24 protein-coding genes are annotated in these 26,538 nt (G+C 61.6%); 22 read left to right on the forward strand and 2 right to left on the reverse strand.

What is annotated here, in order from left to right; all coding sequences use genetic code 11:
* The first annotated feature begins 47 nt into the window (after positions 1-47).
* From FLQ44_RS16105 to FLQ44_RS16185, 17 genes are all read left to right on the forward strand, one after another.
* On the forward strand, positions 48-2,201 hold the full coding sequence (locus tag FLQ44_RS16105) for a UvrD-helicase domain-containing protein (RefSeq protein ID WP_147695215.1): 2,154 nt from the start codon (positions 48-50) through the stop codon (positions 2,199-2,201).
* A gap of 30 nt (positions 2,202-2,231) precedes the next feature.
* The gene (locus FLQ44_RS16110; RefSeq protein WP_147695216.1) at positions 2,232-3,938 is read left to right on the forward strand and encodes a tetratricopeptide repeat protein; all 1,707 of its coding nucleotides are present in this window, start codon (positions 2,232-2,234) and stop codon (positions 3,936-3,938) included.
* A 20-nt stretch (positions 3,939-3,958) separates the two neighbouring features.
* Positions 3,959-5,242 carry a hypothetical protein gene (locus tag FLQ44_RS16115; RefSeq protein ID WP_147695217.1) on the forward strand — a complete coding sequence of 428 codons (1,284 nt, stop codon included), beginning with the start codon at positions 3,959-3,961 and terminating at the stop codon, positions 5,240-5,242.
* Positions 5,243-5,299: 57 nt separating this feature from the next.
* Positions 5,300-5,479 carry a DUF3460 family protein gene (locus FLQ44_RS16120; protein WP_147695218.1) on the forward strand — a complete coding sequence of 60 codons (180 nt, stop codon included), beginning with the start codon at positions 5,300-5,302 and terminating at the stop codon, positions 5,477-5,479.
* Between the two features lie 214 nt (positions 5,480-5,693).
* Positions 5,694-6,359 (forward strand): class I SAM-dependent methyltransferase, encoded by a 666-nt coding sequence (locus FLQ44_RS16125; RefSeq protein ID WP_147695219.1) that lies wholly within the window; start codon positions 5,694-5,696, stop codon positions 6,357-6,359.
* 105 nt (positions 6,360-6,464) lie between these two features.
* Positions 6,465-6,872 carry a biopolymer transporter ExbD gene (locus FLQ44_RS16130; protein WP_147686619.1) on the forward strand — a complete coding sequence of 136 codons (408 nt, stop codon included), beginning with the start codon at positions 6,465-6,467 and terminating at the stop codon, positions 6,870-6,872.
* Entirely contained in the window at positions 6,872-7,732 is an 861-nt protein-coding gene (gene tolA / locus FLQ44_RS23750) for a cell envelope integrity protein TolA (RefSeq protein ID WP_170252999.1), read from the forward strand. Before FLQ44_RS16130 ends, tolA begins: the two co-directional genes overlap by 1 nt.
* Positions 7,733-7,736: 4 nt before the next feature.
* Positions 7,737-9,026 carry a Tol-Pal system beta propeller repeat protein TolB gene (tolB, locus tag FLQ44_RS16140; protein ID WP_240801304.1) on the forward strand — a complete coding sequence of 430 codons (1,290 nt, stop codon included), beginning with the start codon at positions 7,737-7,739 and terminating at the stop codon, positions 9,024-9,026.
* Between the two features lie 100 nt (positions 9,027-9,126).
* Entirely contained in the window at positions 9,127-9,672 is a 546-nt protein-coding gene (locus FLQ44_RS16145; RefSeq protein WP_147695220.1) for an OmpA family protein, read from the forward strand.
* An 85-nt stretch (positions 9,673-9,757) separates the two neighbouring features.
* Positions 9,758-10,528: a YbgF trimerization domain-containing protein gene (locus FLQ44_RS16150; RefSeq protein ID WP_147695221.1), complete on the forward strand. Its 771-nt coding sequence runs from the start codon at positions 9,758-9,760 to the stop codon at positions 10,526-10,528.
* 165 nt (positions 10,529-10,693) lie between these two features.
* On the forward strand, positions 10,694-11,182 hold the full coding sequence (purE, locus tag FLQ44_RS16155; RefSeq protein ID WP_147695222.1) for a 5-(carboxyamino)imidazole ribonucleotide mutase: 489 nt from the start codon (positions 10,694-10,696) through the stop codon (positions 11,180-11,182).
* On the forward strand, positions 11,182-12,312 hold the full coding sequence (locus FLQ44_RS16160; protein ID WP_147695223.1) for a 5-(carboxyamino)imidazole ribonucleotide synthase: 1,131 nt from the start codon (positions 11,182-11,184) through the stop codon (positions 12,310-12,312). The genes purE and FLQ44_RS16160 overlap by 1 nt, the downstream gene beginning before the upstream one ends.
* 54 nt (positions 12,313-12,366) lie before the next feature.
* Positions 12,367-13,233, forward strand: a complete 867-nt coding sequence (locus FLQ44_RS16165; RefSeq protein ID WP_147695224.1) for a phosphoribosylaminoimidazolesuccinocarboxamide synthase — start codon at positions 12,367-12,369, stop codon at positions 13,231-13,233.
* A 116-nt stretch (positions 13,234-13,349) separates the two neighbouring features.
* A complete protein-coding gene (locus FLQ44_RS16170) occupies positions 13,350-13,931 on the forward strand; it encodes a GNAT family N-acetyltransferase (RefSeq protein WP_147695225.1) in 582 nt (193 codons plus the stop codon).
* Between the two features lie 127 nt (positions 13,932-14,058).
* Positions 14,059-14,991: a sodium-dependent bicarbonate transport family permease gene (locus FLQ44_RS16175; protein ID WP_147695226.1), complete on the forward strand. Its 933-nt coding sequence runs from the start codon at positions 14,059-14,061 to the stop codon at positions 14,989-14,991.
* An 11-nt stretch (positions 14,992-15,002) separates the two neighbouring features.
* Complete coding sequence (locus tag FLQ44_RS16180) at positions 15,003-15,305, forward strand: P-II family nitrogen regulator (protein ID WP_147695227.1); 303 nt, start codon at positions 15,003-15,005, stop codon at positions 15,303-15,305.
* Positions 15,306-15,334: 29 nt separating this feature from the next.
* Positions 15,335-16,249 carry an alpha/beta fold hydrolase gene (locus tag FLQ44_RS16185; protein ID WP_147695228.1) on the forward strand — a complete coding sequence of 305 codons (915 nt, stop codon included), beginning with the start codon at positions 15,335-15,337 and terminating at the stop codon, positions 16,247-16,249.
* Positions 16,250-16,316: 67 nt separating this feature from the next.
* Here the strand turns inward: FLQ44_RS16185 and FLQ44_RS16190 are convergent, their stop codons facing one another.
* Positions 16,317-16,874 carry a carbonic anhydrase gene (locus FLQ44_RS16190; protein ID WP_147695229.1) on the reverse strand — a complete coding sequence of 186 codons (558 nt, stop codon included), beginning with the start codon at positions 16,872-16,874 and terminating at the stop codon, positions 16,317-16,319.
* 207 nt (positions 16,875-17,081) lie between these two features.
* Here FLQ44_RS16190 and FLQ44_RS16195 point away from each other — a divergent pair, with 207 nt between their 5' ends.
* From FLQ44_RS16195 to FLQ44_RS16205, 3 genes are all read left to right on the forward strand, one after another.
* On the forward strand, positions 17,082-19,103 hold the full coding sequence (locus tag FLQ44_RS16195; RefSeq protein ID WP_147695230.1) for an NADPH-dependent 2,4-dienoyl-CoA reductase: 2,022 nt from the start codon (positions 17,082-17,084) through the stop codon (positions 19,101-19,103).
* A gap of 342 nt (positions 19,104-19,445) precedes the next feature.
* Positions 19,446-20,270 carry a phosphate/phosphite/phosphonate ABC transporter substrate-binding protein gene (locus tag FLQ44_RS16200; protein WP_147695231.1) on the forward strand — a complete coding sequence of 275 codons (825 nt, stop codon included), beginning with the start codon at positions 19,446-19,448 and terminating at the stop codon, positions 20,268-20,270.
* A complete protein-coding gene (locus tag FLQ44_RS16205) occupies positions 20,270-23,401 on the forward strand; it encodes an EAL domain-containing protein (protein ID WP_147695232.1) in 3,132 nt (1,043 codons plus the stop codon). The genes FLQ44_RS16200 and FLQ44_RS16205 overlap by 1 nt, the downstream gene beginning before the upstream one ends.
* Here FLQ44_RS16205 and FLQ44_RS16210 read toward each other — a convergent pair.
* Positions 23,396-23,884 carry a TlpA family protein disulfide reductase gene (locus tag FLQ44_RS16210; RefSeq protein WP_147695233.1) on the reverse strand — a complete coding sequence of 163 codons (489 nt, stop codon included), beginning with the start codon at positions 23,882-23,884 and terminating at the stop codon, positions 23,396-23,398. The genes FLQ44_RS16205 and FLQ44_RS16210 overlap by 6 nt on opposite strands.
* Before the next feature lie 122 nt (positions 23,885-24,006).
* On the opposite strand from FLQ44_RS16210, the gene FLQ44_RS16215 reads away from it, so the two are divergent.
* Positions 24,007-24,951: a carbohydrate kinase family protein gene (locus tag FLQ44_RS16215; RefSeq protein WP_147686651.1), complete on the forward strand. Its 945-nt coding sequence runs from the start codon at positions 24,007-24,009 to the stop codon at positions 24,949-24,951.
* A 283-nt stretch (positions 24,952-25,234) separates the two neighbouring features.
* Positions 25,235-26,518 (forward strand): glutamate--cysteine ligase, encoded by a 1,284-nt coding sequence (gene gshA / locus FLQ44_RS16220; protein WP_147695234.1) that lies wholly within the window; start codon positions 25,235-25,237, stop codon positions 26,516-26,518.
* Positions 26,519-26,538 lie beyond the last annotated feature (20 nt).

The raw sequence follows: 26,538 nt of genomic DNA on the forward strand, positions 1-26,538 counted from the left end.
AGGCGGCTGGTAGAATGAACGCTTTCGTACCCGCCTGACCCCGCCCCATGAACAATGACCTGCTTGCTGGCCTGAACGCCGAACAACTTTCCGCCGTCACCTGGCCCGCCAAAAGCGCGCTGGTGCTGGCTGGCGCCGGTAGTGGCAAAACACGGGTGCTGACCACGCGCATTGCCTGGCTGCTGCAAACCGGCCAGGCCAACCCTGCCAGCATTCTGGCGGTAACGTTTACCAATAAAGCCGCCCGCGAAATGCAGACACGCTTGGCCGCCATGATGCCGGTGAACGTGAAAACCATGTGGATAGGCACCTTCCACGGCCTGTGCAACCGCCTGCTGCGCATGCACTACCGTGATGCTGGCCTGCCGCAAACCTTTCAGATTCTGGACAGCGGCGAGCAGCAAAGCGCCATCAAACGCCTGCTCAAGAGCCTGGATATTTCCGACGAGAAATTCCCGCCCAAGCAGGTACAGCAGTTCATCAACGGCCAGAAAGAAGCCGGCGTACGCGCCGGCGAGCTCAGCGCCTACGACCCGTATACCAAAAAGCTCATCGAGCTGTACGCCGCCTACGACGCGCAGTGCAACCGTGAAGGCGTGGTGGATTTTGCCGAGCTGCTGCTGCGCAGCTACGAGCTGCTGTCGCGCAATGCCGCGCTGTGCGAGCACTACCGCGCGCGTTTCCGCTTTGTGCTGGTAGACGAGTTTCAGGATACCAACCGCCTGCAATACGCCTGGCTCAAGCTGCTGGCCGGCCCCGATAACGCGCTGTTTGCCGTAGGCGACGACGACCAGTCCATCTACGCCTTCCGTGGCGCCGAAGTGGGCAATATGCGCGCGCTGCTGGCCGATTACGGCGTAGCCGGCCCGGTGCGGCTGGAGCAGAACTACCGCTCGGCCGGCACCATTCTGGATGCGGCCAACGCGCTGATCGAACGCAACGACGGGCGCCTGGGCAAAAAGCTGTGGACCGCCGCCGGCCCCGGCGACAAGATCCGCCTATTCGATGCCTACTCCGATGGCGAAGAAGCGCAGTTCATCGTGGACGAGGTCAAGGCGCTGAAACGCGACGGCTGGAACCTGTCCGACATGGCGGTGCTGTACCGCAGCAACGCGCAGTCGCGCATTCTGGAACAAGTGCTGGTGCAAGCCGGCGTGGCCTACCGTATTTATGGTGGCCTGCGCTTTTTCGAGCGTCAGGAAATCAAGCACGCACTGGCCTACCTGCGCCTGGCCATCAACCCGGATGACGACAACGCCCTGCTGCGCGTGATCAACGTGCCGGCGCGCGGCATTGGTGCCCGTACGGTGGAAAACCTGCAAACCGCCAGCCGCGAGCAGGGCGTCAGCCTGTGGCAGGCCGCCTGCGGGGCAGGGGGCGGGCGTACCGCCGGCAAGCTGGCCGAGTTTGTGTTGCTGGTAGAAAAACTGCGCCAGCGCTGCGAGCCTCTGAACCTGGCCGAGCAGGTGAGCCTGGTGATCGACGATTCCGGTTTGCGTAGCATGTACGAGGCCGACAAGAAAGACGGCGAAGAACGCCTGTCTAACCTGGACGAGCTGATCAATGCCGCCACCGGCTTCATGCCGCAAGAGCCACAGCTGGCGGTGGTGGAGTTTCTCACCCAGGCCAGCCTGGAAGCGGGCGACCACCAGGCCGACGCAGGCCAGGATGCCCTGCAGCTGATGACCGTGCACGCGGCCAAAGGGCTGGAATTCAACGCTGTGTTTGTGGGTGGCCTGGAGGAAGGGCTGTTCCCGCACGAAAACAGCTTTAATGATGCCAAGGGTCTGGAAGAAGAGCGGCGGCTGATGTACGTGGCTATCACCCGTGCCAGACAGCGGCTTTACCTCACCAATGCGCAAAGCCGCATGCTGCACGGGCAGAGCCGTTACCCGATCCGTTCGCGCTTTGTAGATGAAATTCCGGCCGAGCTGTTGCAGGTTTTATCTGCTACGGTAAAAGCTGCACCCGTTGCCAGCCGTAGCAGCTGGACAGAGCCGGCTTTTGTGCAGCAAAAGGCGGCGGCCAGGCAGGGTGGCTGGCGCGTGGGCCAGTCGCTTAGCCATACCAAGTTTGGTGCCGGGGTGGTGATCAATGCCGAAGGCGCAGGTGACGACGTGCGCTTGCAGATCAATTTTGCCGAGCACGGCATCAAGTGGCTGGATTTGCGTTACGCTGCAGACAAACTGACGTCTCTATAAGCCACCAACATAACAAAAGCGGGGCAATACATGAGTTCGCTGTCCAATCAATCGACTACTTTCAACGCCATTACCAGTGCCAAAGAAAGCACTGGCCGCCGGGATTATTCCAACCCGTTTGCCAAAAAGCAGTTTCTGGTGGTGGATTGCGTGCCGGAAATGCAGCGCGCCATGTCCATGACGCTGCAGTCTTTTGGTGCCGAAAAAGTGGAATACGCCGGCAAGGCCAGCGACGCGCTGGTGAAGCTGATGCGCTACGACTTTGACGTGGTGCTGTGCGATTACGACCTGGGCGGCGGTAGCGATGGCCTGTATCTGTACGAGGAGGCCAAAGAACGCAACCTGCTGAAGCAGTCTTGCGTGTTCATGATTGTCAGCGGCGAGCGCCGTGCGGCCAAGGTATTGTCCGCCGCCGAGCTGGCACCCGATGGCTACCTGCTCAAACCGTTTACCGGCGAAGAGCTGGCCAAACGGCTAGAGGTCGCCATGCGCCGCCGCGATGCTTTTAAAGTGGTAGACGAGGCGCTAATGAGCCACGACTACATGGCGGCTATTGAGGCGTGTGGCAAGAAAATCAGCGAGCGCAACGAGTTCAGCCTGGATTTCATGAAGCTCAAGGGCAGCCTGAGCATGAAGATAGGCGATTACGACTCGGCGCATAACCTGTACCAGCAGGTGCTGAAAATCAAGGAAATCCCGTGGGCCAAGGTGGGCATGGCCAAATCCATGGCCGGGCTCAAAAAAGTCGAGCCGGCCATTGCGCTATTCCAGCAAGTCATTGTGGAAAACGACCGCGTGATGGAAGCCTACGACTGGCTGGCCAAGCTGTACCAGGATAACCACGACCTGGGCAAAGCACAGCAAACCCTGAAGCGGGCCACCGAGCTATCGCCTGCTACTATTCGCCGCCACCAGGCGCTAGGCCAGGTGGCAGAGGAAAACGGTGACCTGGAGCAAGCCAAAAAGGCGTACACCACCACGCTGGAGCTCTCCAAGGCCAGCTGGCACCGCAGCCCGGCACACTACGCCACGCTGGCGCGCACGCAGCTTGCCAGCCAGGACAAGGCCGAGGCCATGAAAACCCTGGCCTCGCTACGCCGCGATTACAAGCACAACCCGGAAGGCGAGTGGATGGCAGATGTGGTCGATAGCACCATCCAGAACCACAGTGGTAACAAGGCCGCGGCCGAGAAGTTGTTGCGTTCGGCAGAAGAGCGCATGTCGCAGCTCTCCAAACTGAAAGACAGCGACCGGCTGGAGTTTGCCCGCGCCTGCTATGGGCAGGGCCAGCACGACATGGGCGACAAGGTCGCCAGTGGCCTGGTACGCAATAACCACGATAACGAAGAGCTGCTGCAAAAACTCTCCACCATGTTTGACCAGGTTGGCCGCGGTGATGCCGGCCGCGAGCTGATCGCCAGCAATGTGCAGGGCATTGTGGACCTGAACAACCAGGCCGTGCGCGAGGCCCAGTCTGGCGACCACGACAAGGCCATCGCCCTGTTCCAGAAGGCCTTGCAGGAAATGCCGGAAAACGTGCAGCTGATGCTCAACCTGGTGAACGCCATCATTGCCCAGTGCCACCGCCAGGGCTGGCACGAAAGCAATATCAAGCACGCCCACGAGCTGCTGCAGCGTGTGCGCGAAATGGCACCCACCAACAATAAATTCCAGAAGTTGTTGCAGGCCTGGCGTAGCCTGATCGACCAGCACCAGAAGCGGGAATTCCTGTTGTGATACCGCCAAAGCACCACGGTATGCAGCCCCTGTTGTTTACGGGGCTGTTTTCTTGTTGGCTGTTGTTTGCGGCAATGGGCTGGGTATGGCTGGAAACCGGTGAGCGTCACGCGACACAGCAGGTGCTGGATGACCAGGCCGAGCAGCAACTGGTGCAGCTACGCACCCAGCTGGATGGCATGCAGCAAGAAGCACGGCAGCTATTGCGCACCCTGGAGCTGACCCGTGCGCAAGGCAGCGAGCAGTACGCACCCTACCTCGCCAGCTTGCGCCAGCATTACCCCCAGCTGGGGCAGGTGGCCCTGCTGGCGGCCAACCCGGCGCAGGGCAAACAGCTGGAAGTGCTGGCGTTTGTGCCCTTTCAGTTGGGTGGGGTCTTGCTACCCACCCAGGACCTGGCACGGCAAGCACTTGTCACGCCGGTACTGCCCGCGCTGCAGCGTGGCCAGGCGCAGCTGTTGGTCTGGCAGCCGCGTGCGCCAGAGCAGCTCTTGCTGATCTTGCCGGGCAAGCAGGGCATGGCACTGGCGTTGTGGCTGCCAGCTCAAGCCTTGCTGCCAGACAGCATGCCTGATGGCAGCGGTGCCGTGCTGTCGGCACAGCCTGCCGCCCCGGCGGTGGCCAGCGCAGCGGGCAACTTGTTGAGCCAGCAAGTATTGCGCAGTGGGGCTTTCGAGCTGAACCTTACCCTGTGGCGTGCCTGGCAGCCCTTGACGCAGCTATCATGGCGCAGCGTAGTGCTCGTGGCTTTCATGCTCTTGCTCTGGTTGTTGGGGTGGCAATCGTGGCGCCAGAGCCGTGGCCTGTTGCGGCAGACGCGCCAAGCCCGCCGCTTGCAAGAACAATGGCTGGCACGGGCCATGCAGCAGGCCCCCGTTTCGCCGCAGCGAGCCCTGGCTACGCTGGAGCGGCAGCTGCACACGCTGCCCCCCGCGTGCCTGATGCGTGTCTGGTGGGTGCATGGTAAAGCTGTGCGCCGCCGTAGTTTTCATCTGCCCAAAGCCATGTTGCAGCTGGACAGCCAGCTGGCCAATGCGCCATTTGACGGTTTGGCCGTGGTACGGTTACGTCATGGCCAGCTTCTGCTGGTGCTGTTGCAGGATGAAGCCGGTATGGTGGTCAATGCGCCCAGGCTGTCGCATTGGCTGACCGCCGCCATGGGCGGGCGGCCGGACGAGGCGAGCCTGCTATGGCACTGTTTCGAGATGGAAAGTGGTGTGGGCGAGCTGGAGGGGGCGCTGGCGGGCGCTTCTCTGTTACCACCACAGCACGTTTCGCCTGTGCAGCCAGCGCCCGGGCGCTGATGCCGGCCTGCTTGTTTTGCAGTACAATTGCCGCCATCGCCAACCGGGGGAATACACATGTATCAATCCGAATTTACCGCTTTCATGAACGGCTTTCTGGAAAAAAACCCGCAAGTCGATACCGAACGTCGCGAACTGCGCCTGACCTGGTGGGAACGCACGCTGGACCTGGATGACCTGCGCCGCTGGAAAACCTCCCGCGTACCGCAGAAACCCTACGTGTACCAGCCCGAGTAAGCCTGCCGTACCCGCACGGCGCCTGGCCGGGCAGCCAGCTTGGGGCCTGAACGATGTGCCGCATTGATCAAACCCTGCTTGCCACGCACGCAGGGTTTGTCTTGTCAGCAGCAGGGCTAGCCCGGGTGTCAGTCATACGGCCCGGTCAAACCAGACGGATAGCTTTGCCAGCAGTTTTCACGCCCGCCAGGGCGTTTGTTTTTTGAGCATCAGCATGACCAGACAAACCATGACCATGAGCGACGATGTCGCGAGCTACTTGCTGCAAATCGGCGTGACCGAGCACCCGGTGCAGCGCGCCCTGCGCGAATTTACCGCCGGCCACCGCATGGCCAAGATGCAGATCGCCCCGGAGCAGGGCCAGTTCCTGCGCTGGCTGGTCGGCCTGACCGGCGCCCGCCGCTATCTGGAAATCGGCACCTTCACTGGCTACAGCGCGCTCACCGTCGCGCTGGCCATGGGCGAGCAGGGCCGCACGGTATGCTGCGACATGAGCGTGGAGTTCACCACCATCGCCCGCGATTATTGGCAGCAAGCCGGTGTGGCCGAACGCATAGACCTGTACGTGCAGCCTGCCGTACAGACGCTGGCCATGCTGCTGGAGCAGGGCGCGGCGGGCAGCTTTGACCTGGCCTTCATCGATGCCGATAAACAGAATTATCCGGCTTACTATGAAACCTGCTTGCAGCTGGTACGCCCGGGCGGGATTATTGCCATCGACAATATCCTGCTCAATGGCCGGGTGGTGGCCCCGCAGCCCGATCACCCGCGCAGCGTGCATGTCATGCACGAATTCAACGGAAAGCTGCTGGCCGACCCGCGTGTCAGCCTGTGCATCCTGCCCATGGGTGATGGCATGACCCTGCTGCGCCGTTTGTAAGCGGTCACATCAAGGAACCCGCTGTGCCCGGGCTGGTCTGTTAATCACGCCTTTTAGCCCGCTGCCGGTGTTAACATCGGTATGTTATTGAAACAGGATAAACCCATGTTGCAACGCCGCCCGCGCCGCATGATGAACCAGATGAATGTGGTGCCCTACATCGACGTGATGCTGGTGCTGCTGGTGATTTTCATGGTCACTGCGCCCATGTTTACCCCAGGGGTAATCGATGTGCCCAGTGTCAGCCGCGCCGCCCAGGTAGACACCACGCCGCTGGAAATCAGCATTGAAGCCAGTGGTGCCTACTTTGTCGGCGAAGGGGGCAAGCGTGACCCTGCGGCCAACCTGGACGAGCTGATTGCCATGGTGCAGGCGCGCCTGAAAGATGGCCGCCCTGTGGTGGTTACCGCGCACCAGGACCTGAAATACAGCGAAGTCGTCAAAGTGGCCGACAAGCTGCACGCGGCCGGTATCCAGCGTGTGGCGCTGACGGTGCGCCAGCAGGGTAGCTGATGGTAGCCACCCGCCAACCCGGTGCCGCTTCCTGGCTGCTGTCCGCCTGCTTGCATGCGCTGGTATTGCTCTGCCTGTGGTGGTCTGCCGCCCCGGAGCAGTTGAAAACCCCGCCACCGCTGGCGGTAGAGCTGTGGGCTGGTCATGCCGGCCAGGCCGCTGCGCCGGTCGCCACGCCGGCTCCCGCCCCTAAGCCAGCCCCCGCACCGGCCCCCGCGCCGGTAGTCAGCGCGAAAGCGCCGCCACCAGCCCCGGTGGTGGACAACCCGGCGGCCGATGTCAAATTACAGGCCGACAAGCCCGCCAGGAAGCCGCCGCAAGCGGAAGCCAAACCTGCCGTGAAAGAACAGCCGGTGGCCAAGGCCAAGCCCGAGGCCCCTGCGCCAGAGCGTAGCCCGCCGCCCAAGCCTGCCAGTAATACGGCCGCCAAGCCTGCGGCCAACCCCAAGCCCGCCGCCGTGAAAACCGACGACCTGCTGGCCGAGCTGGACGCACTGCCACCCGGCCCCGGGCAGGGCAAGCTGAGCCAGGCCGGGGCCAAAACCGGTGCGAAAACCGGCGCCGCCACCGGCCAGCCAGACCTGAAACAGCAGTACGGCGAGGCCATCAAGAACCGTGTGCGCCCGTATATCGTGCTGCCGGACGGCATCAAGGGTAACCCCGAGGCGTCGGTGGAGGTGATCATCCTGCCGACGCTGGAAATCCGTAGTACGCGTATCCTGCGCAGTAGCGGCTCGCCGGCGTGGGACCAAGCCGTGCTGGCGGCCCTGGCCGAAGTACGGCGCTTCCCGCCGCTACCCAAAGGGGCCGATTTTACCGACTACCGCCGTATCACCCTTCATTTCCGCCCCAAGGAGTAATGCCTTGCACCGACTGATTGCTTACTGCTGGCGCGTGCTGCTGCTGGCCATGATGTTGGCCGCACCGCTGGCGCGCGCCGACCTGACCGTGGATATCGTGGGCGGTGGCAGCAGCCGCTACCCGCTGACCATTCTGCCCATGCAAAACGAAGAATGGCTGCCCGAGGCGGTAACGCAAACGGTCAAAAGCGATCTGGCCATGACCGGCTTGTTTGGCCTGCTGGAGCCGCCGGGCGGCACCGTGCTGCCCGCCTCGCCGCAGGCATTCGACCCCGCGCCATGGCAGCAAAACGGCAGCCGTGCCGTGCTGTACGGCAAAGTGACCAAACTGGAAGGCGGCCTGCTGCGCCTGACTTTCTGGGCAGAAACCGTGAACCCGCGCGAGCAAAAGCTGGCCGCCGAGTTTGATGTCCACAGCTCGCAGCTGCGCGATGTGGCACACCGCATTGCCGACATGGTTTACGAGGCGCTGCTGGGCAGCAAGAGCCTGTTCGCCAGCCGTATTGCCTTTGTCGTGCAAAAAGGCAAAGAGTCGCGCCTGCAGGTAGCCGATGTGGATGGCCGCCGCGCACAAACCGTGCTGCGCTCGGCCGAGCCCATTATTTCGCCCGCCTGGAGCCCGGACGGCAGCCGCCTGGCCTATGTGTCGTTCGAGAACAAAAAGCCGGTGATCTACGTGCAAGACCTGGCCACCGGCCAGCGCCGCCTGCTGGCCAACTTTAAAGGTAGCAACTCGGCGCCGACCTGGAGCCCGGACGGCCGCAAGCTGGCTATCGTGCTGACATTAAGCGGTAATTCGCAGGTGTATATTATCAATGCCGATGGTACAGGCTTAAGCCGTTTCTCTTATAGTGACGCTATCGATACCGAGCCGGTATTCAGCCCGGATGGCCGCCAGATTGCGTTTGTGTCCGACCGCAGCGGTGGGCCGCAGATTTACATCCAGGCGCTGGATGGCAGCAAAACCGTACGCCGCGTGACATTCCAGGGCGTGTACAACGTGTCGCCGGCCTTTTCGCCAGATGGCCGCCAGCTAGCCTATGTGCGCCGCGAGGGTGGGCGCTTCAAGGTGATGCTGCAAGACCTGGCCACCGGCGACGCGCGCATGATCAGCAACAGCGCGTTTGACGAATCGCCCAGCTTTGCCCCCAACGGCAAGATGGTGCTGTACGCCAGCGATGAAGGCGGCCGTAGCGTGTTGTACGCCGCCTCTACCCAGCACCCTGGCCGCGTCAAGCTAGGCGTACTGGAAGGCCAGGTACAAGACGCCGCCTGGGGCCCGTTTAACCCCTGACGGGCACGGCGGTGGAACTTTGGTTTTGTTCAAAAGTCTTTATGGTTTACCCGAGTCATTTCACTGGCTACCCCAGGCCAGCCAGAACAAGGAGCGTCGCATGAAAGTTTTACCCTTCGTCGTAGCCGCAGCGGCGGTATTGCTCAGTGCTTGCGCCAGTACCAGCAACCCGGCAGATACAGCCAACGCCGGCAATACCGCCATCGTGTCCGGTAACAGTGGCAGCACCACCGGGAGCGCAGGCAGCAGCAGCCTGAACCCGGCGCAGCCACTGCCGCAGGTGGACGCAGCGGGTGCCGAGGCCGCTGCGTACGCCGGTGTGAACGGCAAAAGCGTGTTTTTTGACTTTGACCAGTTCGCCATCAAGGACGAATACAAGAGTGTGGTCGAAGCGCATGCCGCCTATCTGGGCAAGTACAAAGGCCACGTGCTGGTACAAGGCAATACCGACGTACGCGGTAGCCGCGAATACAACCTGGCGCTGGGCCAGCGCCGCGCCGAAAGCGTGAAACAGTCGCTGGAAGTGCTGGGCGTGAAGCCGGAGCAAGTAGAAGCCGTGAGCTTTGGCATGGAAAAACCCCGTGCTACCGGTACCGCCGATAGCGACCACGCACAAAACCGCCGCGCCGATTTCGCTTACCAGTAAACCCCGGCCGGCCCCGCCGGCTTGACCTGCATCCGGGAAGGCGTCAACCTGCCCGGATTGCCCATTCTGCAAAGCCCGAAACACCATGCGTAACCGACTGCTCCCCCTGTTGTTGCCCATCGTACTGGGTGCGTGTGCCACCACGACCGACCTGGAACAAGCACGTCTGGACCTGGAAACCAAGCTGGCCAGCTCCAGCCAGCAGGCCAGCGCACGCTTGTCCGACGTAGAAGCCAAGCTGGCCAACCAGCGCCTGCTGGACCTGGTGAACCAGGTGACCCTTCTGAAAGGCGAAATGGCCACGCTGCGCGGGCAGAACGAGGTACTGCAACACCAGGTAGCCGAAACGCAAAAGCGCCAGAACGACCTGTACAACGACATCGACCTGCGCCTGGGCAAAATGGAAAAGCAGCTGCGCGAAGCCAGCCAGCCACAAGCCGAGGCACCCGCTGCCGAGGCACCCGCTGCCGAGCCCGCTGCGGCCAACCCTGCCGATGCTGCTCTGGCCCGTGCACTGGAAGTACTGCGCGCCCGCGACTTTGCCAAATCGCTGCCCCAGCTCAAAGCCGTGGTCGATGGCTACCCCGGTAGCGAGCAGAGCCTGGAGGCCATCTACTGGATGGGCGTGGCGCACACCGCGCTGAAGCAGTACAGCGCCGCCATTGATATCCAGCGCCGTTTTGCCGAGCAATACCCCAAACACCCGAAAGCCCCTGAAACCCTGCGCCTGATGGCAGGCAACCAGCTGCAGCTGGAGCAGAAAGACCAGGCCCGCCTGACCCTGCGCAAAATCATCAAACAATACCCCGGCACCCCGGCGGCGCAGCGCGCACAGCAACAGCTGGCCACGCTATAGTCTGGCCACGGCGCACCCGCCGCTATCGAAAAGCCGGCTTTCCCACGGGAATGCCGGCTTTGTCTTGCCGGGAAGATGCTTCCGTGGAAGGTAAATCCCGGCGGCAAGCCCTTGCCAAATCAGGTAAAATTCCGTTTTTTCCCCTTCTTGACGGAATCAGCCTCCATGATCGAAGTTGGCATCGTGATGGGTAGTAATAGCGACTGGGAAGTCATGCAAAACGCCGCGCGCGTTCTGAAAGACTTCGGCATCGCTTTCGAAACCCGCGTCGTCTCCGCCCACCGTACCCCCGACCTTCTGTTCCAGTACGCCGAAACCGCCGAAGCGCGTGGCCTGAAAGCCATCATCGCCGGTGCCGGTGGCGCCGCCCACCTGCCGGGCATGCTGGCCGCCAAGACCCACATCCCGGTACTGGGCGTGCCTGTGCCGTCCAAATACCTGCGTGGTGAAGACTCGCTGCTGTCCATCGTGCAAATGCCCAAAGGCATTCCCGTGGCCACCTTCGCCATTGGCGAAGCCGGTGCGGCCAACGCTGGCCTGTTTGCCATCGCCATGCTGGCCACTGGCAACCCCGAGCTGGCGGCCAAGCTGAAGGCCTTCCGCAAGCAACAAGAAGACACCGTGCTGGCGATGAGCCTGCCGGAGGTACAGTAATGGCCGCCATTTTGCCGCCAGCCATGCTGGGCATTCTTGGCGGTGGCCAGCTGGGCCGCATGTTTGTTACCGCCGCCAAGCGCATGGGCTACCGAGTGACCGTGCTGGACCCGGACGCCAGCGCCCCGGCAGCCGAGTTTGCCGATGTACACCTGTGCGCCGCGTTTGACGACGCCGACGCCCTGGCCACGCTGGCGCGTACCTGTGCTGCGGTGACTACCGAGTTTGAAAACGTCAACGCCGACGCCATGCGCCTCTTGGCCAAGACCACCCGCGTGTCGCCATCTGGCGACTGCGTGGCCATTGCCCAGGACCGCATTGCCGAAAAGAGCTGGGTAGGCAAAGCCGGCCTGCCTACCGCGCCGTATCTGGCGATTGAAAGCGTGGAAGACATCCAGGTCGAGCTGTCGCCCTACCTGCCGGGCATTCTCAAGACCGCCCGCCTGGGCTACGACGGCAAAGGCCAGGTGCGCGTCAAAACCGCCGACGAAGCCCGCGCTGCCTACGCCAACCTGGGCGGCCAGGCCTGCGTGCTGGAAAAAATGCTGGACCTGAAGCTGGAAGTCTCGGCCATTGTGACCCGCACCAGTGCGGCGCAAGTGGCGGTGTTCCCGGTATCGGAAAACATCCACAAAAACGGCATTCTGGACGAATCCATCGTGCCGGCGCGCATTGCGCCCGAGTTGGCCGCACGGGCACAGCAGTACGCCGTGCAGCTGGCCGAAGCGCTGGGCTACGTGGGCGTATTGGCGGTGGAGTTCTTCGTGCTGGGCGACGATAGCCTGGTGGTCAACGAAATGGCGCCGCGCCCGCATAACTCCGGCCACTACACCATCGATGCCTGCGTCACCGACCAGTACCAGCAGCAAGTGCGCGCCATGTGCGGCCTGCTGCCAGGCAAGACAGACCTGCTGTCGCCGGTGGTCATGGTGAACCTGCTGGGCGATGTGTGGGGCGAGGACGGCAGCGAGCCGAACTGGGCGGTGCTGATGGAAGCACCCAACGCCCACCTGCACAGCTACGGCAAGAAACACGCCCGGCTAGGCCGCAAGATGGCGCACTACTGTGTGCTGGCGGCCAACGTAGACGACGCGCTGGAACAGGCGCGCGCGCTGAAAGACACCTTGTAATGAAAACAGGCGACGCCCACAAGGCGTCGCTTTTTGCTTTGTGAAGGAAGTTTCATGACCCAACTGACCAGCCTGAAAAAAATCTACTCGGGTAAAGTACGCGACCTGTACGAGATCGACGATCAGCGCATGCTGATGGTGGCCAGCGATCGCCTGTCCGCTTTCGACGTGATCCTGGACGACCCTATCCCAGGCAAGGGCCAGATCCTCACCGCCATTTCCAATTTCTGGTTCGACACCCTGAAAGACGTGGTGCCCAACCACCTGACCGGTGACCAGGTAGAAGACGTGGTTGCCGCTGCCGAGCTGTCGCTGGTCGCCGGCCGTGCCGTGGTGGCCAAACGCCTGAAGCCGGTGATGATCGAAGCCGTGGTGCGCGGCTACCTGGCCGGCTCCGGCTGGAAGGAATACCAGAAGTCCGGCACCGTGTGCGGCATTGCCCTGCCGGCCGGCCTGCAGGAATCCAGCAAGCTGCCCGAGCCTATCTTTACCCCGTCCACCAAGGCGGCAGTAGGCGACCACGACGAAAACATTACCTTTGCCCAGTGCGAAGCCATCGTGGGTGCCGAGCTGGCGGCCAAGGTGCGTGACACTGCCATCATGCTGTACCAGACCGCCGCGGCTTTTGCGGCCAAGCGTGGCATTATCATTTGCGATACCAAGTTCGAGTTCGGCCTGGATGCCGACGGCACCCTGGTGCTGATGGACGAAGCGCTGACGCCGGATTCCAGCCGTTTCTGGCCGGCCGACAGCTACGCTGAAGGCACCACGCCACCGTCGTTCGACAAGCAGTTTGTACGCGACTGGCTGGAAGCTTCCGGCTGGAACAAGGCACCGCCAGCCCCGGCTGTACCGCTGGACGTACGCGAGAAAACCGCAGCCAAATACCGTGAGGCGCTGGAGCGCCTGACCGCACAGTAAGCCCTGGCCCACGCCAGACGCTTGCCCGGCCCGCCTTGTGCGGGCTTTTTCATCCCCGTCTGCCGCACTGGTGGCATACTTGCGTTTTTATCGAACTTGCCAAGGGAGTAGCTCATATGGCCCGTAGCCAGCCCGCGCTCAGCACCGCCCGTTTACAGCTTTTGCCGCCAGAAGCGGCCTGGGCCCGCGCCGTTCGCGACTACCAGCTGCGCAACCGCGAGCACCTGGCCCCGTGGGACCCGACCCACGGCGATATGTACTTTACCGAGCTGTTCTGGGGCATGCGCCTGCGCGAACGTATCGAGGATTTCAAGCTGGGCCGTGGTGCCATGTTTCTGGTGATGCACGATAAACAGCCAGGGCAGGTGATCGGCACCCTTACCCTGAGCAATATCGTGCGCGGCGTGTTTCAGGCCTGCCACCTGGGCTACAACATCGACCATGCCTACCAGGGGCAGGGGATGATGAGCGAGGCTGTCGAGGCGGTGGTGCAGTTTGCCTTCCGCGACCTGGGCCTGCACCGCGTGCAGGCCAACTATCAGCCGGAAAACCAGCGCAGTGCGCGCCTGCTCGCCAAGCTGGGTTTTACGATTGAGGGCGAGGCCAAGGATTATCTGTTTCTGAACGGTGCCTGGCGCGACCATGTGCTGACCTCGCGCCGTAACCCGGATTTCGACAGCACGCCGCTGCGCGCCTGAGCCTTCTCGTGCACGATCTACTATGCCCCATGGTTGGCCGCATGGCGGAAAAGGCCTATTTCTCATGGGGTTGGCGTATTTTTTGTATGCGTTATGATGTGGCCTCTTCATCATGCAAGGTGTTCCGATGACCCTAGACCCTGTTGTGCTTTTCTTTGTGCTGGGCTTGCTTGCAGCCCTGGCCAAGTCCGACCTCAAACTCCCGCCTGCGCTCTACGAGACCCTGTCGGTATTTCTGCTGATTGCTATTGGCCTGAAGGGTGGCGTGGCCTTGTCCAAGCTCTCTGGCAGCGCGGTATTGTGGCAGGTGGTGGCGGTGATTGTGCTGGGGGCGGCACTCACGCTGCTGGCGTTTGCCGTGTTGCGCTGGCGCTTGGGCCGGGCGGATGCGGCGGCTACCGCAGCGCATTATGGCTCGGTGAGTGTGGTGACCTTTGCCGTAGCCAGTGCCTATCTGTCACGCCAGGGGGTGGAGGCAGAGCCGCAGCTCACCGTGTTTCTGGCGGTAATGGAAATGCCGGCGCTGGTGGTGGGCGTGCTGCTGGCGCGCATGGGTGGCGACAAACGCGTGAACTGGGGCCGTCTGGCACACGAGGTATTCCTGGGTAAGAGCATGGTGCTGCTGATGGGCGGCTTGCTGATAGGCTGGATAGCCGGGGCGGAGGGCATCAAGAGCCTGTCACCGCTTTATATCGATATGTTCAAGCCGGTGTTGTCGCTGTTTCTGCTGGAGATGGGTTTGCTCACGGCTGGCAAGCTGGCCGGCCTGCGTACCCAGGGGCTGTTTGTGGTGGCGGTGGCCACGCTGATGCCGCTGCTGTTTGCCGGCATTGGCATGGCGGCGGCGGTGGCCATGGGGCTGTCGGTGGGGGGCGCCATGCTGCTGGCTACCCTGTGCGCTTCGTCTTCCTATATTGCGGCCCCGGCGGCCATGCGTATTGCCGTGCCGGAGGCCAACCCGGCCATTTCTCTGGCCGCCAGCCTGGGCGTGACCTTCCCGTTTAACCTGTTGCTCGGTATACCGCTGTACCTGTGGCTGGCACAGCAGGTGTATGCCTGAAAGGAAATACCATGCCATTTCATAGCAAAAAACTGCTGACCATTGTGACCGAGTCGGTACTGGAAGCACGGCTGGTAAAAGACATCCAGCGTCTGGGGGCGCACGGCTATACCGTGGTGGATGCACGTGGTGGCGGGGCGCATGGCGTGCAGGGCGGGGCGTGGAGTTTTGACCGCAATATCCGTATCGATGTGGTATGCGATACACAGGTGGCCGAGGCCATTGCGCTACGCTGCGAGCAAAGCTATCTGCCGGATTATGGTTTGATCCTGTATGTTTCGGATGTAGGGGTGCTACGCGCAGACAAGTTCTAGTGTGAGCTTGCCCGACATCAGGGGGAAACATGACGCAAACCTTTCGTTTGACCGCCAGTGATGGTGCCGATATCCACGGTTGCTATTGGCTGCCCGCTGGCGACCCACGCGCGGTAGTGGTGATCAGCCATGGCATGAGTGAGCACGGCGCGCGCTATCAGGTGCTGGCACAAAAGCTGGTTCTGGCAGGCTACGCGGTGTATGCACACGATCACCGCGGCCACGGCGACCATGCGCCGGTGCCTGGCTGGTTTGCCGGGCAAGGCGGCTGGCAGCGGGTGGTGGATGATGTGCGCGAGGTGGTGGACTACGCCCGGCAGCAGCACGAGCGGCCGGTGGTGCTATACGGCCACAGCATGGGTAGCTTTATTGCACGGGCTTTCATGCTGCGCTACGGCCAACGTTTGTCCGGGCTGGTGCTGTCTGCCACGGGCTACCGCCAGCGCTACCTGTCGCGGGTGATGCGCGGCGTAGCCAGGCTGGCCGCCCGGCTGGGCGGCGCAAATGAGCCCAGCACCTTCATGACGGCGCTGGTGTTTGGCAGTTTCAACTTGGGGTTTTTACCCGCGCGCACCCGGCTGGACTGGCTAAGCCGCGACCCGGCGCAGGTGGATGCCTATATTGCCGACCCGCTGTGCGGCCAACACCCTACGCCGCAGCTGTGGATCGACCTGTTTGGCGGCATTATCGAGCTGGAGCTGGGCGAGGCCGATGGCCGTGCGCTGCCCAAGGCCTGCCCGGTGTGGCTACAGGCCGGCAGCCGCGACCCGGTAAGCCTGGGCAAGTTTGGCCTGGGCCAGCTGGCCAGCCGCTACCGTGCAGCAGGCATGCAGGATGTGAGCGTTACCGTGTACCCGGGCGGGCGCCACGAAATGCACAATGAAACCAACCGTGCCCAGCTGGAGGCCGATTTGCTGGCCTGGCTGAACCGCATTACGGCCTGAGCCGCACCGCCAATAAAAAAAGCACCGTCGCGTTAGACGGTGCTTTTTTCATGTTGTTGTGGCGCGTTCAGCTTTTGGCCACGATTTGCTGCACGCTGCCATCCAGCGCCATCAGGTAGGTTTCTACCGCCAGCTGCGGGTATTTAGCCAGAATCTGCTTGCGTAGCGTCATCAGGGTTTCGGCATGGGTCTGCGTTTCTTTTTCCGGCATTTTGCCAAAGTCTTCGCCCAGCACCACTTTGTAGGCGCCACAGTCGCGGTGGTCTAGCACGATCACCTTGTGGATATGGTGCAGGCTGATGGCCACGTCCAGATGCTCCCAGAATGCCTGGTTCCAGGCGGGGAACTTGCTGGTGATCGCCCCCAGTGCCGCCCCGGCCAGCACGATATGGTCGTACTTGTTCTTCATGCCTTGGCTGGCCATGAAGGCTTCAGTTTCATCTACCAGCCGGTAGTCCATGCACGACAGCAGCAGCGCATCGGTGCCGCCGGCCGCGTAGGCAGCTTGCGGCAGGAAGCTGCCCAGCAGGGCTGCACCGCTGCCCAGGGCTGCAAGCTGCACAAACTGGCGGCGGCCAGGGTTGGCCGCAGCGCCATGCTGCGCGTGGGTGGGGCATTGGCACATGATTTTCTCCCTGAATTTATGAATAACCTGGCTACATTCTAGGTGATTTACGGTGCAATGTCGTATGTCTACGGTATGCCTGCGGTGCCGAATTGACAGCTTACTAACTAGTAAGTATCTTCGCTTTCATGCTGCACCCCCTATAACGAAGACAGCGCTGTGGTGGCCAACCGAGCTGCCGCACCAACCAACACGAGGATGAACATCATGACGGCTTACCCGCACCTGCTGGCACCGCTGGACCTGGGCTTTACCACGCTGAAAAACCGCGTGCTGATGGGGTCCATGCACACCGGCCTGGAAGAGGCCCCGCAAGGCTTCGAGAAAATGGCGGCTTTCTACGCCGAGCGCGCGCGCGGCGGGGTAGGCCTGATCGTCACCGGCGGGGTCGGCCCCAATGAAGAAGGCCGTGTGGCCGAGGGCGCTTCCATGCTGGCAGACGCCGCCGAGGTGCCGCACCACCGCATCGTGACCGACGCCGTGCACGCCGCAGGCGGCAAGATCGCCATGCAGATCCTGCACACCGGCCGTTACAGCTTCCAGGAAAACCTGGTGTCGGCCTCGCCGATTTGCGCGCCGATCAACTTCTACCGCCCGCGTGAAATGTCCGAGGACGACATCCAGCGCACCATTGCCGACTTTGCCCGCTGCGCCAAGCTGGCGCAGGACGCGGGCTACGACGGGGTAGAGGTCATGGGTTCCGAAGGCTATCTGCTGAACCAGTTCATCGCCCTGCATACCAACAAGCGTACCGACGGCTGGGGCGGCAGCTTCGAGAACCGCATCCGCTTCCCGCTAGCGGTGCTGCGCGCCGTGCGCGAGGCCGTAGGCCGCGAATTCATCATCATTTACCGCCTGTCCATGCTGGACCTGGTGAATAACGGCAGCACCTGGGACGAGGTAGAACAGTTGGCCGCAGAGGTGGAAAAAGCCGGCGCCAACATCATCAATACCGGTATCGGCTGGCACGAAGCCCGCGTGCCTACTATTGCCACCAGCGTACCGCGCGGCGGTTTTGCCTGGGTCACCAAGCGCCTGATGGGCAAGGTAGGTATTCCGCTGATCACCACCAACCGTATCAATACGCCGGAAGTGGCCGAAGATATCTTGTCCAGTGGCTGCGCCGATATGGTGTCCATGGCGCGCCCTTTCCTGGCCGACCCGGAATTCGTCATCAAAGCCGAGCAAGGCCGTGCCGACGAAATCAACACCTGTATCGGCTGTAACCAGGCCTGCCTGGACCATATCTTCCAGGGCAAGCTCACCAGCTGTCTGGTGAACCCGCGTGCCTGCCGCGAAACCGAGCTGAACTACGTGAAGACCGACGCGCCGAAGAAATTGGCCGTGGTGGGCGCCGGCCCGGCGGGCCTGGCATTTGCCACCATCGCTGCCGAACGCGGCCACGACGTGACGCTGTTCGATGCCGGTAGCGAGATCGGCGGCCAGTTCAACGTGGCCAAGAAAGTACCGGGCAAAGAAGAGTTCTACGAAACGCTGCGCTACTTTGCCCGCCGTATCGAGCTGACCGGCGTAACGCTGCAACTGAACACCCGCGTGGCGGCAGCAGACCTGGCAGCGTTTGACGAGGTGGTACTGGCTACCGGTATCGCGCCGCGCAAGCCACCTATCGAGGGGATCGACCACCCGAAAGTGCTCAGCTACCTGGACGTGCTCAAGTTTGGCAAACAGGTTGGCCGCAGCGTGGCGGTCATCGGTGCGGGTGGTATCGGCTTTGATGTGTCCGAATACCTGACACACGAAGGCAAGTCGCCCTCGCTGGATACCGCCGCCTTCATGAAAGAGTGGGGGGTAGACATGGCGGTAACGACGGCAGGCGGCCTGGCGGCCAGCGGCCCGCAGCCGCATCCTAGCCCGCGCCAGGTGTACCTGCTGCAACGCAAGAGCAGCAAGGTGGGCGAAGGCCTGGGCAAGACCACCGGCTGGATCCATCGCGCCAGCCTGCAGATGAAAAACGTCACCATGATCCCGGGTGTCACCTACGACAAGATCGACGATGCCGGCCTGCACGTTACCATCAAGGGCGAGCCACAAGTGCTGGCGGTGGATAATGTGGTGATCTGCGCCGGGCAAGACCCGCTGCGCGAGCTGCAGCAGCCGTTGCTGGATGCCGGCAAGCCGGTACACCTGATTGGCGGTGCCGATGTCGCTGCCGAGCTGGATGCCAAGCGTGCCATCGACCAGGGCGCCAGGCTGGCTGCCAGCATCTGATTTACTGAACAAGCGTATGGCTGGCTGCCATACGCGGGTTGGGTGAACAACATTTTATGAAGTGCTAAAGACTGCCAGCGTGCCTGGCAGTCTTTTTTTATTGCATTGTTATATTCTTTTGGCATTTTAAAATGTCGGGTTGCGGCATTTTTGCCATAAAAGAAGCAATTACCGATAGAATTTAGCCAAATCAAAAATTCATATTTATTGAAATGCTAGATTGCTCGCGTGTGTTGACGGTACATTGTTAAGCATCAGGCGCTTGACTTTAAAGTCGGGTCTGAGGTGTTTACTGTCCGCGCGACGAGTGAATTGCCAAAATAACGATAAAGGAATGCCAGGATGGCCAAAAAATTCCTGCTGCTATGCCTGACTGCTTGCTGCCTGACCCCCTTGGCGCAAGCGGCGGATATGCTGGTGCTAGGTGTGGTGCCGTACTTGTCGGCACGCAAGCTGGCCGAACTGTACGAGCCCATGCGCACACAGCTACAAGGTGCTTTGGGTGTGCCGGTGGTGATCGAGTCGGCACCAGACTACCAAAGCTATCTCGAACGTACTGCCCAGGGCCGCTACGACGTCATTGCCACGTCGCCATACTTCGGCCGCCTGGCGCAGCTAGAGCAAGGCTACGAGCCGCTGGCCCGCCCGCAAACCAATCTCGAGCCCCTGCTGGTGACCCGCAAGGATGGCGTAAATTCGCTGGAAGCCCTGCGTGGCAAGGTAGTTTCCACCAGCGACAAGCTGGCCAACCTGACCTTGGCCGCACAGCGTTACCTTATCCAGAACGGCCTGACCCCCGGCAAAGATATCACCATCCGCCCGGCCGGCAGCCATGCCAACTCGGTGCAGGCGCTGCTCAACGGCGAATCCGCCGCTGCCATTATTTCTGTTACCGCCTTGCGCCAGCTGCACCCCGGTACCACGGTACGGGTGCGCATCATGAAGCGGCTGCCGCAGACCACGCCATTGCTGTATCTGGCCAACAAGCGGCTAGGTAGCAGCCGTATCGACAGCCTGCGTCGCCAGCTTCTCCAGTTTGCCAACCACACGGCAGAAGGCCAGGCTTTCAGCAAAGAACTGGGGCATGGCGGCCTGAAAGAGATCTCCGCTGCAGATATGAAGGCGCTGGACCCGTATGTCCAGGATTTGAAGGTGATGCTGAAATAATGGCCATTGACCTGCGGCCGCGTTCGCTAACCTGGATCATCATTCCGGCCTTGTTTGTGGTGCAGCTGCTGCTGTTTGGCATTATTGCCTGGCAGAGTGTGCACATGATGCGCGAAATGGCGGTGGAGCAAACGCGTGTGCGCCTGGGCAGCCTGCAGGTAGAGCTGCGCGCCGCACTGGTGGCGCCCATGCTGGAGCGTGACTACAGCACGCTGCAGGAAATCACCGACGAGCTGACCCGCTCCAGCGACCTGGCCTACCTGGTGGTGCGTGATGGTGCCGGCAAGGTCATGGCCCGCAGCGGCATACAGATACAGCGCTTTACGCCCGACAGCGATATTGCCGGCAGCAACGACCCCTTGTTTGATACCCGCTTCCCGCTGACGCAAGGCGATGTACAGCTAGGTCTGCGCGTGGCAGAGGCGCGGCAGATTTTCCTGAACTTCATCCAGCGTACTGCGCCGATGGTGGTGGTAGCGGGCCTGCTGGCCACCGTGTGGATGGTATTGGTAACGTTGTGGATTGTGCGGCGGCTAAAGCGTCTGACCCAGGCAGCCGAGTCGCTTGGCCATGGCACTTTGTCGGTACGGGCGCCGGAAGATGGGGTAGACGAAGTTGGCCGCCTGGGCTTGGCCTTTAACCGTATGGCCGCGGCGGTACAGTCGGCTGACGAAAAGTGGGCCAAGAGCCAGCGCTTCACCGACATGCTGCTGCTAGCCATGCCGATGCCCGTGTTTTACAAAGATGCGCAAGGCCGCTACATGGGCTGTAACGATGCCTTTGCCCGTGTTACCGGCCTGAGCCGGCGTGATATCCGTGGCAAGGTGGCGGCCGAGCTATGGCCTGCCGAGTTGGCCGCATTGCACATGCGGCACGATGAGGCGCTCAACGCGGGCCTGGGGCATCAAGAGTATGCCGGCTTGCTGACCGACCAGCACGGCCTGCAGCGCCATGTGATTTTTTCCAAGGATGTGTTCTACGACGATCTGGGCCAGATCGCCGGCATTATCGGCGCCTGGAACGATATTTCCGACCTGCGCCGGGTCGAAGGCAGATTGCAGTTACTGGCGGGGGTATTCAAGCACTCGCGTGAAGGCATTGTGATTGCCGATGCCAGCGGCAGGGTGGTGGATGTGAACCGTGCGCTGTGCGAGATCAGTGGTTTCGAGCGGGACGAAGTGGTCGGGCAAATGCCCAGCCACTTTTATTCTGGCCGGCATGACGACGATTTTTACCAGTCCATCCGTATCACCCTCAGCCAGAAAGGCCATTGGCAGGGCGAGGTGTGGAACCGGCGCAAGGACGGCAGCCTCTACCCCGTGCTGCTATCGATTTCCATCATTTACGACCAGCAGGGCCTGGTACGCCACTACATTGCCGTGTTTGCCGATATCACGGTGATGAAAGAGCAGGAAGCCCGGCTGGACCGCATGGCCCACCACGACCCGCTTACCCAGCTACCCAACCGCGTGTTGCTAGGCGACCGTATGCGGGTGGCCATTGCCCAGGCCAGCCGTAGTGGCCAATGGCTGGCGATCTGCTTTATGGACCTGGACGGTTTCAAACGCGTTAACGACCGCTACGGCCATGATGTGGGTGATCAGCTGCTGATCAAGATTGCCGACCGTCTGCAGCAGACCATGCACGGTGGCGACACGGTGGCACGGCTGGGCGGCGATGAATTCGCCCTGCTGTTATCCGGCCTGCCCGATATCGCCGCCTGCCATCAGACCCTGCACCAGATACTGGACACCGTCGCTCAGCCCTGCGATATCGGCGATATCCAGATACAAGTTTCCGCCAGTATCGGCGTTACCTTGTACCCGCAAGACGAGCAGGACGCCGATACCCTGCTGCGCCATGCCGACCAGGCCATGTACAAAGCCAAGGACCTGGGGCGCAATGGCTACCAGATTTTTGATGCCGAGCACGACCGCCTGAGCCGTAGCCGCCTGCAAAGCCTGCAGCGGCTGGAGCAGGCACTGGTACAGGGCGAGCTGCAGCTGTATTACCAGCCCAAGGTCAATATGCGCGACGGCCAGATCGTGGGCATGGAAGCCTTGATGCGCTGGCACCACCCGCAGCGCGGTGTCCTGGCCCCCGGCGCGTTTCTGCCCGAGGCGGAAGACAGCCACCTGGATATCCGCCTGGGCGAGTGGGTGATCGCCACCGCACTACAACAGATGGCGCAGTGGCGTGGCGAAGGGCGGGTACTGTCGGTCAGTGTGAATATTTCCGCCCACCACCTGCAGCAGTCTGATTTTGCCGCCCGCCTGGCCGGCTTGCTGGATGCCCACCCGGATGTGCCACGTGGCATGCTGGAAATCGAGGTACTGGAAAGCACCGCGCTGTCTGATGTAGAACACGTTGGCCGCCTGATGCAAACCTGTCAGGGGCTGGGGGTGCGTTTCTCGCTGGATGACTTCGGTACCGGCTACTCGTCTCTGCTGTATCTGAAACGCCTGCCGGCGGACAAACTCAAGATTGACCAGTCGTTTATTCGTGGCATGCACGAAAGCAGCGACGACCTGGCCATTGTGCAGGGCATTATCGGCCTGTCCGAAGCCTTCAACCGCGAGCTGGTCGCCGAAGGGGTAGAAACCGTCGAGCATGGCAGCCTGCTACTGCACCTGGGGTGTGATGTGGCACAGGGCTATGGCATAGCCAAACCCATGCCGGCTGGCGAGGTGGTGGCCTGGTGCCGTAGCTGGCATAGCCCGCAAGAATGGCTGGCGGCGCGCAAGCGCTGGTCGCAGGAAGACATCTTCCTGTTTGGCCTGGAGCTGAACCTGCGCAGCGCTTTGTCGCGCCTGCTGTCCTTGGCGCAGGAGCCGGGCGTGGCGGGCAGCTGGGTGGACGATGTTAGCGAGCGCTTCTTGCGCTGGTACGGTACCGACGGCCAGATGCGCTACGGTGGCCACGCCAGCTTTGCCCAGCTGGGCCAGCTGCAGTCTGCGCTGATGCTGCATTGCCAGCAGCTCTGGCAGGCCTGCCAGCTGGGCGACGATGAAGCGATCCAGCAGCATATTCCCGTGCTTCTTACCCTGCGCCAGCAGCACGAGCAGGCGGTGCATACCCTGCTATCGGGCATGCCCCAGCTGCGTGAAGACAAGTACAGCCTGCCCTTATAGGCCGGCTAGTGTCTTGCTGAGTGTTTTCTCGTCGATAATGCCCAGCAGCTGCTTAACCGGCTTGCCCTGGGCATTCAGGATCACCGTATAAGGCAGGCCGCCACTCTTGTTGCCCAGCTCGCGCATGAGGCCAATACCGTCACCATCGCTCATCAGGATGGGGTAGCTCACCGGGGTCTGTTTCAGAAAAGCCTGCACCTGCTCCGGCTGGTCCAGCGCAATGCCTACCGTCTTGATGCCCTTGGGCGCCAGCTTGACCGACAGTGCCGACAGCATGGGCATTTCATGGCGGCACGGCGCGCACCAGGTCGCCCAGAAGTTCACCACGGTCACCCGCCCCTGAAAAGGGGCAAACGCGGCAGCCTGGCCACTCACCAGCGTTAGCTTGGCCTTGTCCAGTGGCCCGGCAGCCTGCGCAGGCAGGCTAAAACCCAGTGCAATCAGCAGCAGGCCGTGGCGTAGCAGCGTGGTGATGTTGTGCATTTTTATTCCATTTTGATAGTGAAAAGTTGTTAGATATCTGCAAGTTGGCCGCAGTTCGGCGCTGCCTTTAAACAAACGTTCATGATAAACTCGCCGATTACTTTTTTGTTTGCGCGCGAGTCATGTCTATTCTCGTTTGCGGGGCGCTGGCCTACGACACCCTGTTCAATTTCGAAGATCGCTTCGATAACCATATCCTGCCCGATCAGCTGCACAAGATCTCCACCACGTTCAAGGTGCCCACCATGCGCCGCGAGTTTGGCGGCCCGGCAGGCAATATTGCCTACAGCCTGTGCCTGCTGGGCGAGAAGCCGCTGGTGATGGGTGCCGTGGGTGAGGACTTCGAGCCTTATCGCCAGCATCTCAAGCGCGCAGGCGTGGATGACCGCTTTATCCGCACCATTCGCGGGCAGTATACGTCGCAATGCTTTGGTATTGCCGACAAGGATGGCAACCAGCTGATGGCCTTTCACCCCGGCTCCATGGACCACGCTACCGTGAACCATATCGCGGACGTACCCGAGCCGGTACAGGTGGCCATCGTGTCGCCAGGTGGGCACGCCGCCTTTTTGCAGCACACCCGCGAGCTGCACGCCGCCGGTATTCCGTTCATTTTCGACCCGGGCCAGGAGCTGCCGCTGCTGTCGCGTGACGAGCTGAATGAAATCGTGGAGCTGGCAACCTATGTAGCCATTAACGACTACGAAAGCGAGCTGATGCGCGAGCGCGCCGGCTTGCCGGTAGAGGTGCTGAAAGACAAGGTCAAAGCCTTGATCGTGACCCGCGGCTCCAAAGGTGCCGAAATCTACGTGGACGACACCATCCACCTGATTCCGCGCGTACAGATGCCCATCAAGCCGGTCGACCCGATGGGCTGTGGCGATGCCTTCCGCGCCGGCCTGCTATACGGTATCAAGCACGGCTACGACTGGAAGATCACCGGCCGCCTGGCCAATGTGCTGGGCGCCATCAAAGTCACCAGCCATGGCCCGCAGAACCATTTCTTTGACTGGGACAAGCTGAAGTCGCTGTACCAGCAGGCCTACGGCGACCCTTGGCCGCTGTAAGAAATATCGTAGGTGTTGTACACACTGTTCAATAAGGCACGCTTTGGCGTGCCTTATGCATTGTGACGCCTGCGCTCGCGTTGTCATCGGCTTTGTTGTCTTTAAAAATCAATAGTTTGGGTGGCTGTTGGCTGAGTCGGCACCGCTTGCCTGAAAAAATCCAGCATGATGCATGGCCATTTTCTTTTTGTGGCAAAGCGTCACAAAGTGATAACGGGGTTGAATAAGCCGCGCGGCGGCCCCACCATGCACCCATTACCGCTTTCCCCGCAGAAAGGGCACCATGACCGTACCGCATTTGACCACCGCTTTGACCGGCCCTTTACTAGAGCTGGAAAGCCGCATTCTGCTAGCCCAGCCACATATCGAACACTGGTTCCGTAGCCAGTGGCACAACCACGCTGCCCCGTTTTATGGCTCGGTAGACTTGCGCAACAGCGGTTTCAAACTGGCACCGGTGGACATGAACCTGTACCCGGGTGGCCATAACAACCTGAACCCCGAATTTCTGCCCTTGGCCGTGCAGGCAGCACAAAGCGCGGTAGACCGCGTCTGCCCCAAAGCCAAGAGCATTCTGCTGATCCCGGAAAACCATACCCGTAACACCTTCTACCTGCAGAACGTGGCGGCGCTGGTGCATATCTTCGAACAAGCCGGGCTGAAAGTGCGCCTGGGTACGCTGAACCCGGAGATTACAGAGCCTACCGCCCTGACGGCGGCCAACGGTGCCGTGGTCACCGTAGAGCCGCTGCAGCGCCGCGGTAGCCGCGTGGTGCTGGCCGACGGCTTCAGCCCGTGTATCGTCCTGCTCAACAACGACCTGTCTGCCGGCCTGCCTGACGTGCTGGCTGGTATCGAGCAAAACCTGATGCCGCCGCTGCACGCCGGCTGGGCCGTGCGCCGCAAGACCAACCACTTTGCTGCTTACGACAAGGTAGCCACCGACTTTTCGCAGCTGATCTCCATCGACCCCTGGCTGATCAACCCCTATTTCAGCGCCGCCGGCGGCCTGGACTTTCACACCCGCCAGGGGGAAGACGCGCTGGCCGAGCACGTGGCGCAGATGCTGGACAAGATCCGCATCAAGTATCGCGAATACGGCATTACCCACGACCCGTACGTGATTGTGAAAGCCGATGCCGGTACCTACGGCATGGGCGTGATGAGCGTGAAGTCGCCGGAAGAGGTGATTGGCCTGAACCGCAAAGCGCGCAACAAGATGTCGGTGGTAAAAGAAGGCCTGGAAGTGAGCGAGGTGATCGTGCAGGAAGGCGTGCACACCTTCGAATCCATCAACGATGCCGTGGCCGAGCCTGTGGTGTACATGATGGACCGCTATGTGATCGGCGGCTTCTACCGCGTACATACCGGCCGTGGTGTAGACGAAAACCTGAACGCCCCGGGCATGCACTTTGTCCCGCTGTCGTTCGAGACGGCCTGCCTGCCAGACCATAAAGTCGGCCCCGATGCCCCGCCAAACCGCTTCTACGCCTACGGTGTGGTCGCGCGCCTGGCGCTGCTGGCCGCCTCACGCGAGCTGGAAGCCACCGACCCGGACGCCGAATAAGCGCCCGCTGCGGCCAACCT

Origin of the sequence: Vogesella mureinivorans (assembly GCF_007644035.1) — a bacterium.
Classification (GTDB): domain Bacteria; phylum Pseudomonadota; class Gammaproteobacteria; order Burkholderiales; family Chromobacteriaceae; genus Vogesella; species Vogesella mureinivorans.

Excerpts from the sequence above, each read along its gene's own strand:
- FLQ44_RS16165 (WP_147695224.1), top strand. The coding sequence starts at position 12,367 with ATGACCCAACTGACCAGCCTGAAAAAAATCTACTCGGGTAAAGTACGC.
- gshA (WP_147695234.1), top strand. The coding sequence starts at position 25,235 with ATGACCGTACCGCATTTGACCACCGCTTTGACCGGCCCTTTACTAGAG.
- FLQ44_RS16120 (WP_147695218.1), top strand. The coding sequence starts at position 5,300 with ATGTATCAATCCGAATTTACCGCTTTCATGAACGGCTTTCTGGAAAAA.
- tolA (WP_170252999.1), top strand. The coding sequence starts at position 6,872 with ATGGTAGCCACCCGCCAACCCGGTGCCGCTTCCTGGCTGCTGTCCGCC.
- FLQ44_RS16125 (WP_147695219.1), top strand. The coding sequence starts at position 5,694 with ATGACCAGACAAACCATGACCATGAGCGACGATGTCGCGAGCTACTTG.
- FLQ44_RS16130 (WP_147686619.1), top strand. The coding sequence starts at position 6,465 with ATGTTGCAACGCCGCCCGCGCCGCATGATGAACCAGATGAATGTGGTG.
- FLQ44_RS16200 (WP_147695231.1), top strand. The coding sequence starts at position 19,446 with ATGGCCAAAAAATTCCTGCTGCTATGCCTGACTGCTTGCTGCCTGACC.
- FLQ44_RS16170 (WP_147695225.1), top strand. The coding sequence starts at position 13,350 with ATGGCCCGTAGCCAGCCCGCGCTCAGCACCGCCCGTTTACAGCTTTTG.
- FLQ44_RS16110 (WP_147695216.1), top strand. The coding sequence starts at position 2,232 with ATGAGTTCGCTGTCCAATCAATCGACTACTTTCAACGCCATTACCAGT.
- FLQ44_RS16185 (WP_147695228.1), top strand. The coding sequence starts at position 15,335 with ATGACGCAAACCTTTCGTTTGACCGCCAGTGATGGTGCCGATATCCAC.
- FLQ44_RS16180 (WP_147695227.1), top strand. The coding sequence starts at position 15,003 with ATGCCATTTCATAGCAAAAAACTGCTGACCATTGTGACCGAGTCGGTA.
- FLQ44_RS16150 (WP_147695221.1), top strand. The coding sequence starts at position 9,758 with ATGCGTAACCGACTGCTCCCCCTGTTGTTGCCCATCGTACTGGGTGCG.
- FLQ44_RS16105 (WP_147695215.1), top strand. The coding sequence starts at position 48 with ATGAACAATGACCTGCTTGCTGGCCTGAACGCCGAACAACTTTCCGCC.
- FLQ44_RS16215 (WP_147686651.1), top strand. The coding sequence starts at position 24,007 with ATGTCTATTCTCGTTTGCGGGGCGCTGGCCTACGACACCCTGTTCAAT.
- FLQ44_RS16175 (WP_147695226.1), top strand. The coding sequence starts at position 14,059 with ATGACCCTAGACCCTGTTGTGCTTTTCTTTGTGCTGGGCTTGCTTGCA.
- FLQ44_RS16160 (WP_147695223.1), top strand. The coding sequence starts at position 11,182 with ATGGCCGCCATTTTGCCGCCAGCCATGCTGGGCATTCTTGGCGGTGGC.
- FLQ44_RS16190 (WP_147695229.1), bottom strand. The coding sequence starts at position 16,874 with ATGTGCCAATGCCCCACCCACGCGCAGCATGGCGCTGCGGCCAACCCT.
- FLQ44_RS16195 (WP_147695230.1), top strand. The coding sequence starts at position 17,082 with ATGACGGCTTACCCGCACCTGCTGGCACCGCTGGACCTGGGCTTTACC.
- FLQ44_RS16115 (WP_147695217.1), top strand. The coding sequence starts at position 3,959 with ATGCAGCCCCTGTTGTTTACGGGGCTGTTTTCTTGTTGGCTGTTGTTT.
- FLQ44_RS16145 (WP_147695220.1), top strand. The coding sequence starts at position 9,127 with ATGAAAGTTTTACCCTTCGTCGTAGCCGCAGCGGCGGTATTGCTCAGT.
- FLQ44_RS16205 (WP_147695232.1), top strand. The coding sequence starts at position 20,270 with ATGGCCATTGACCTGCGGCCGCGTTCGCTAACCTGGATCATCATTCCG.
- FLQ44_RS16210 (WP_147695233.1), bottom strand. The coding sequence starts at position 23,884 with ATGCACAACATCACCACGCTGCTACGCCACGGCCTGCTGCTGATTGCA.
- purE (WP_147695222.1), top strand. The coding sequence starts at position 10,694 with ATGATCGAAGTTGGCATCGTGATGGGTAGTAATAGCGACTGGGAAGTC.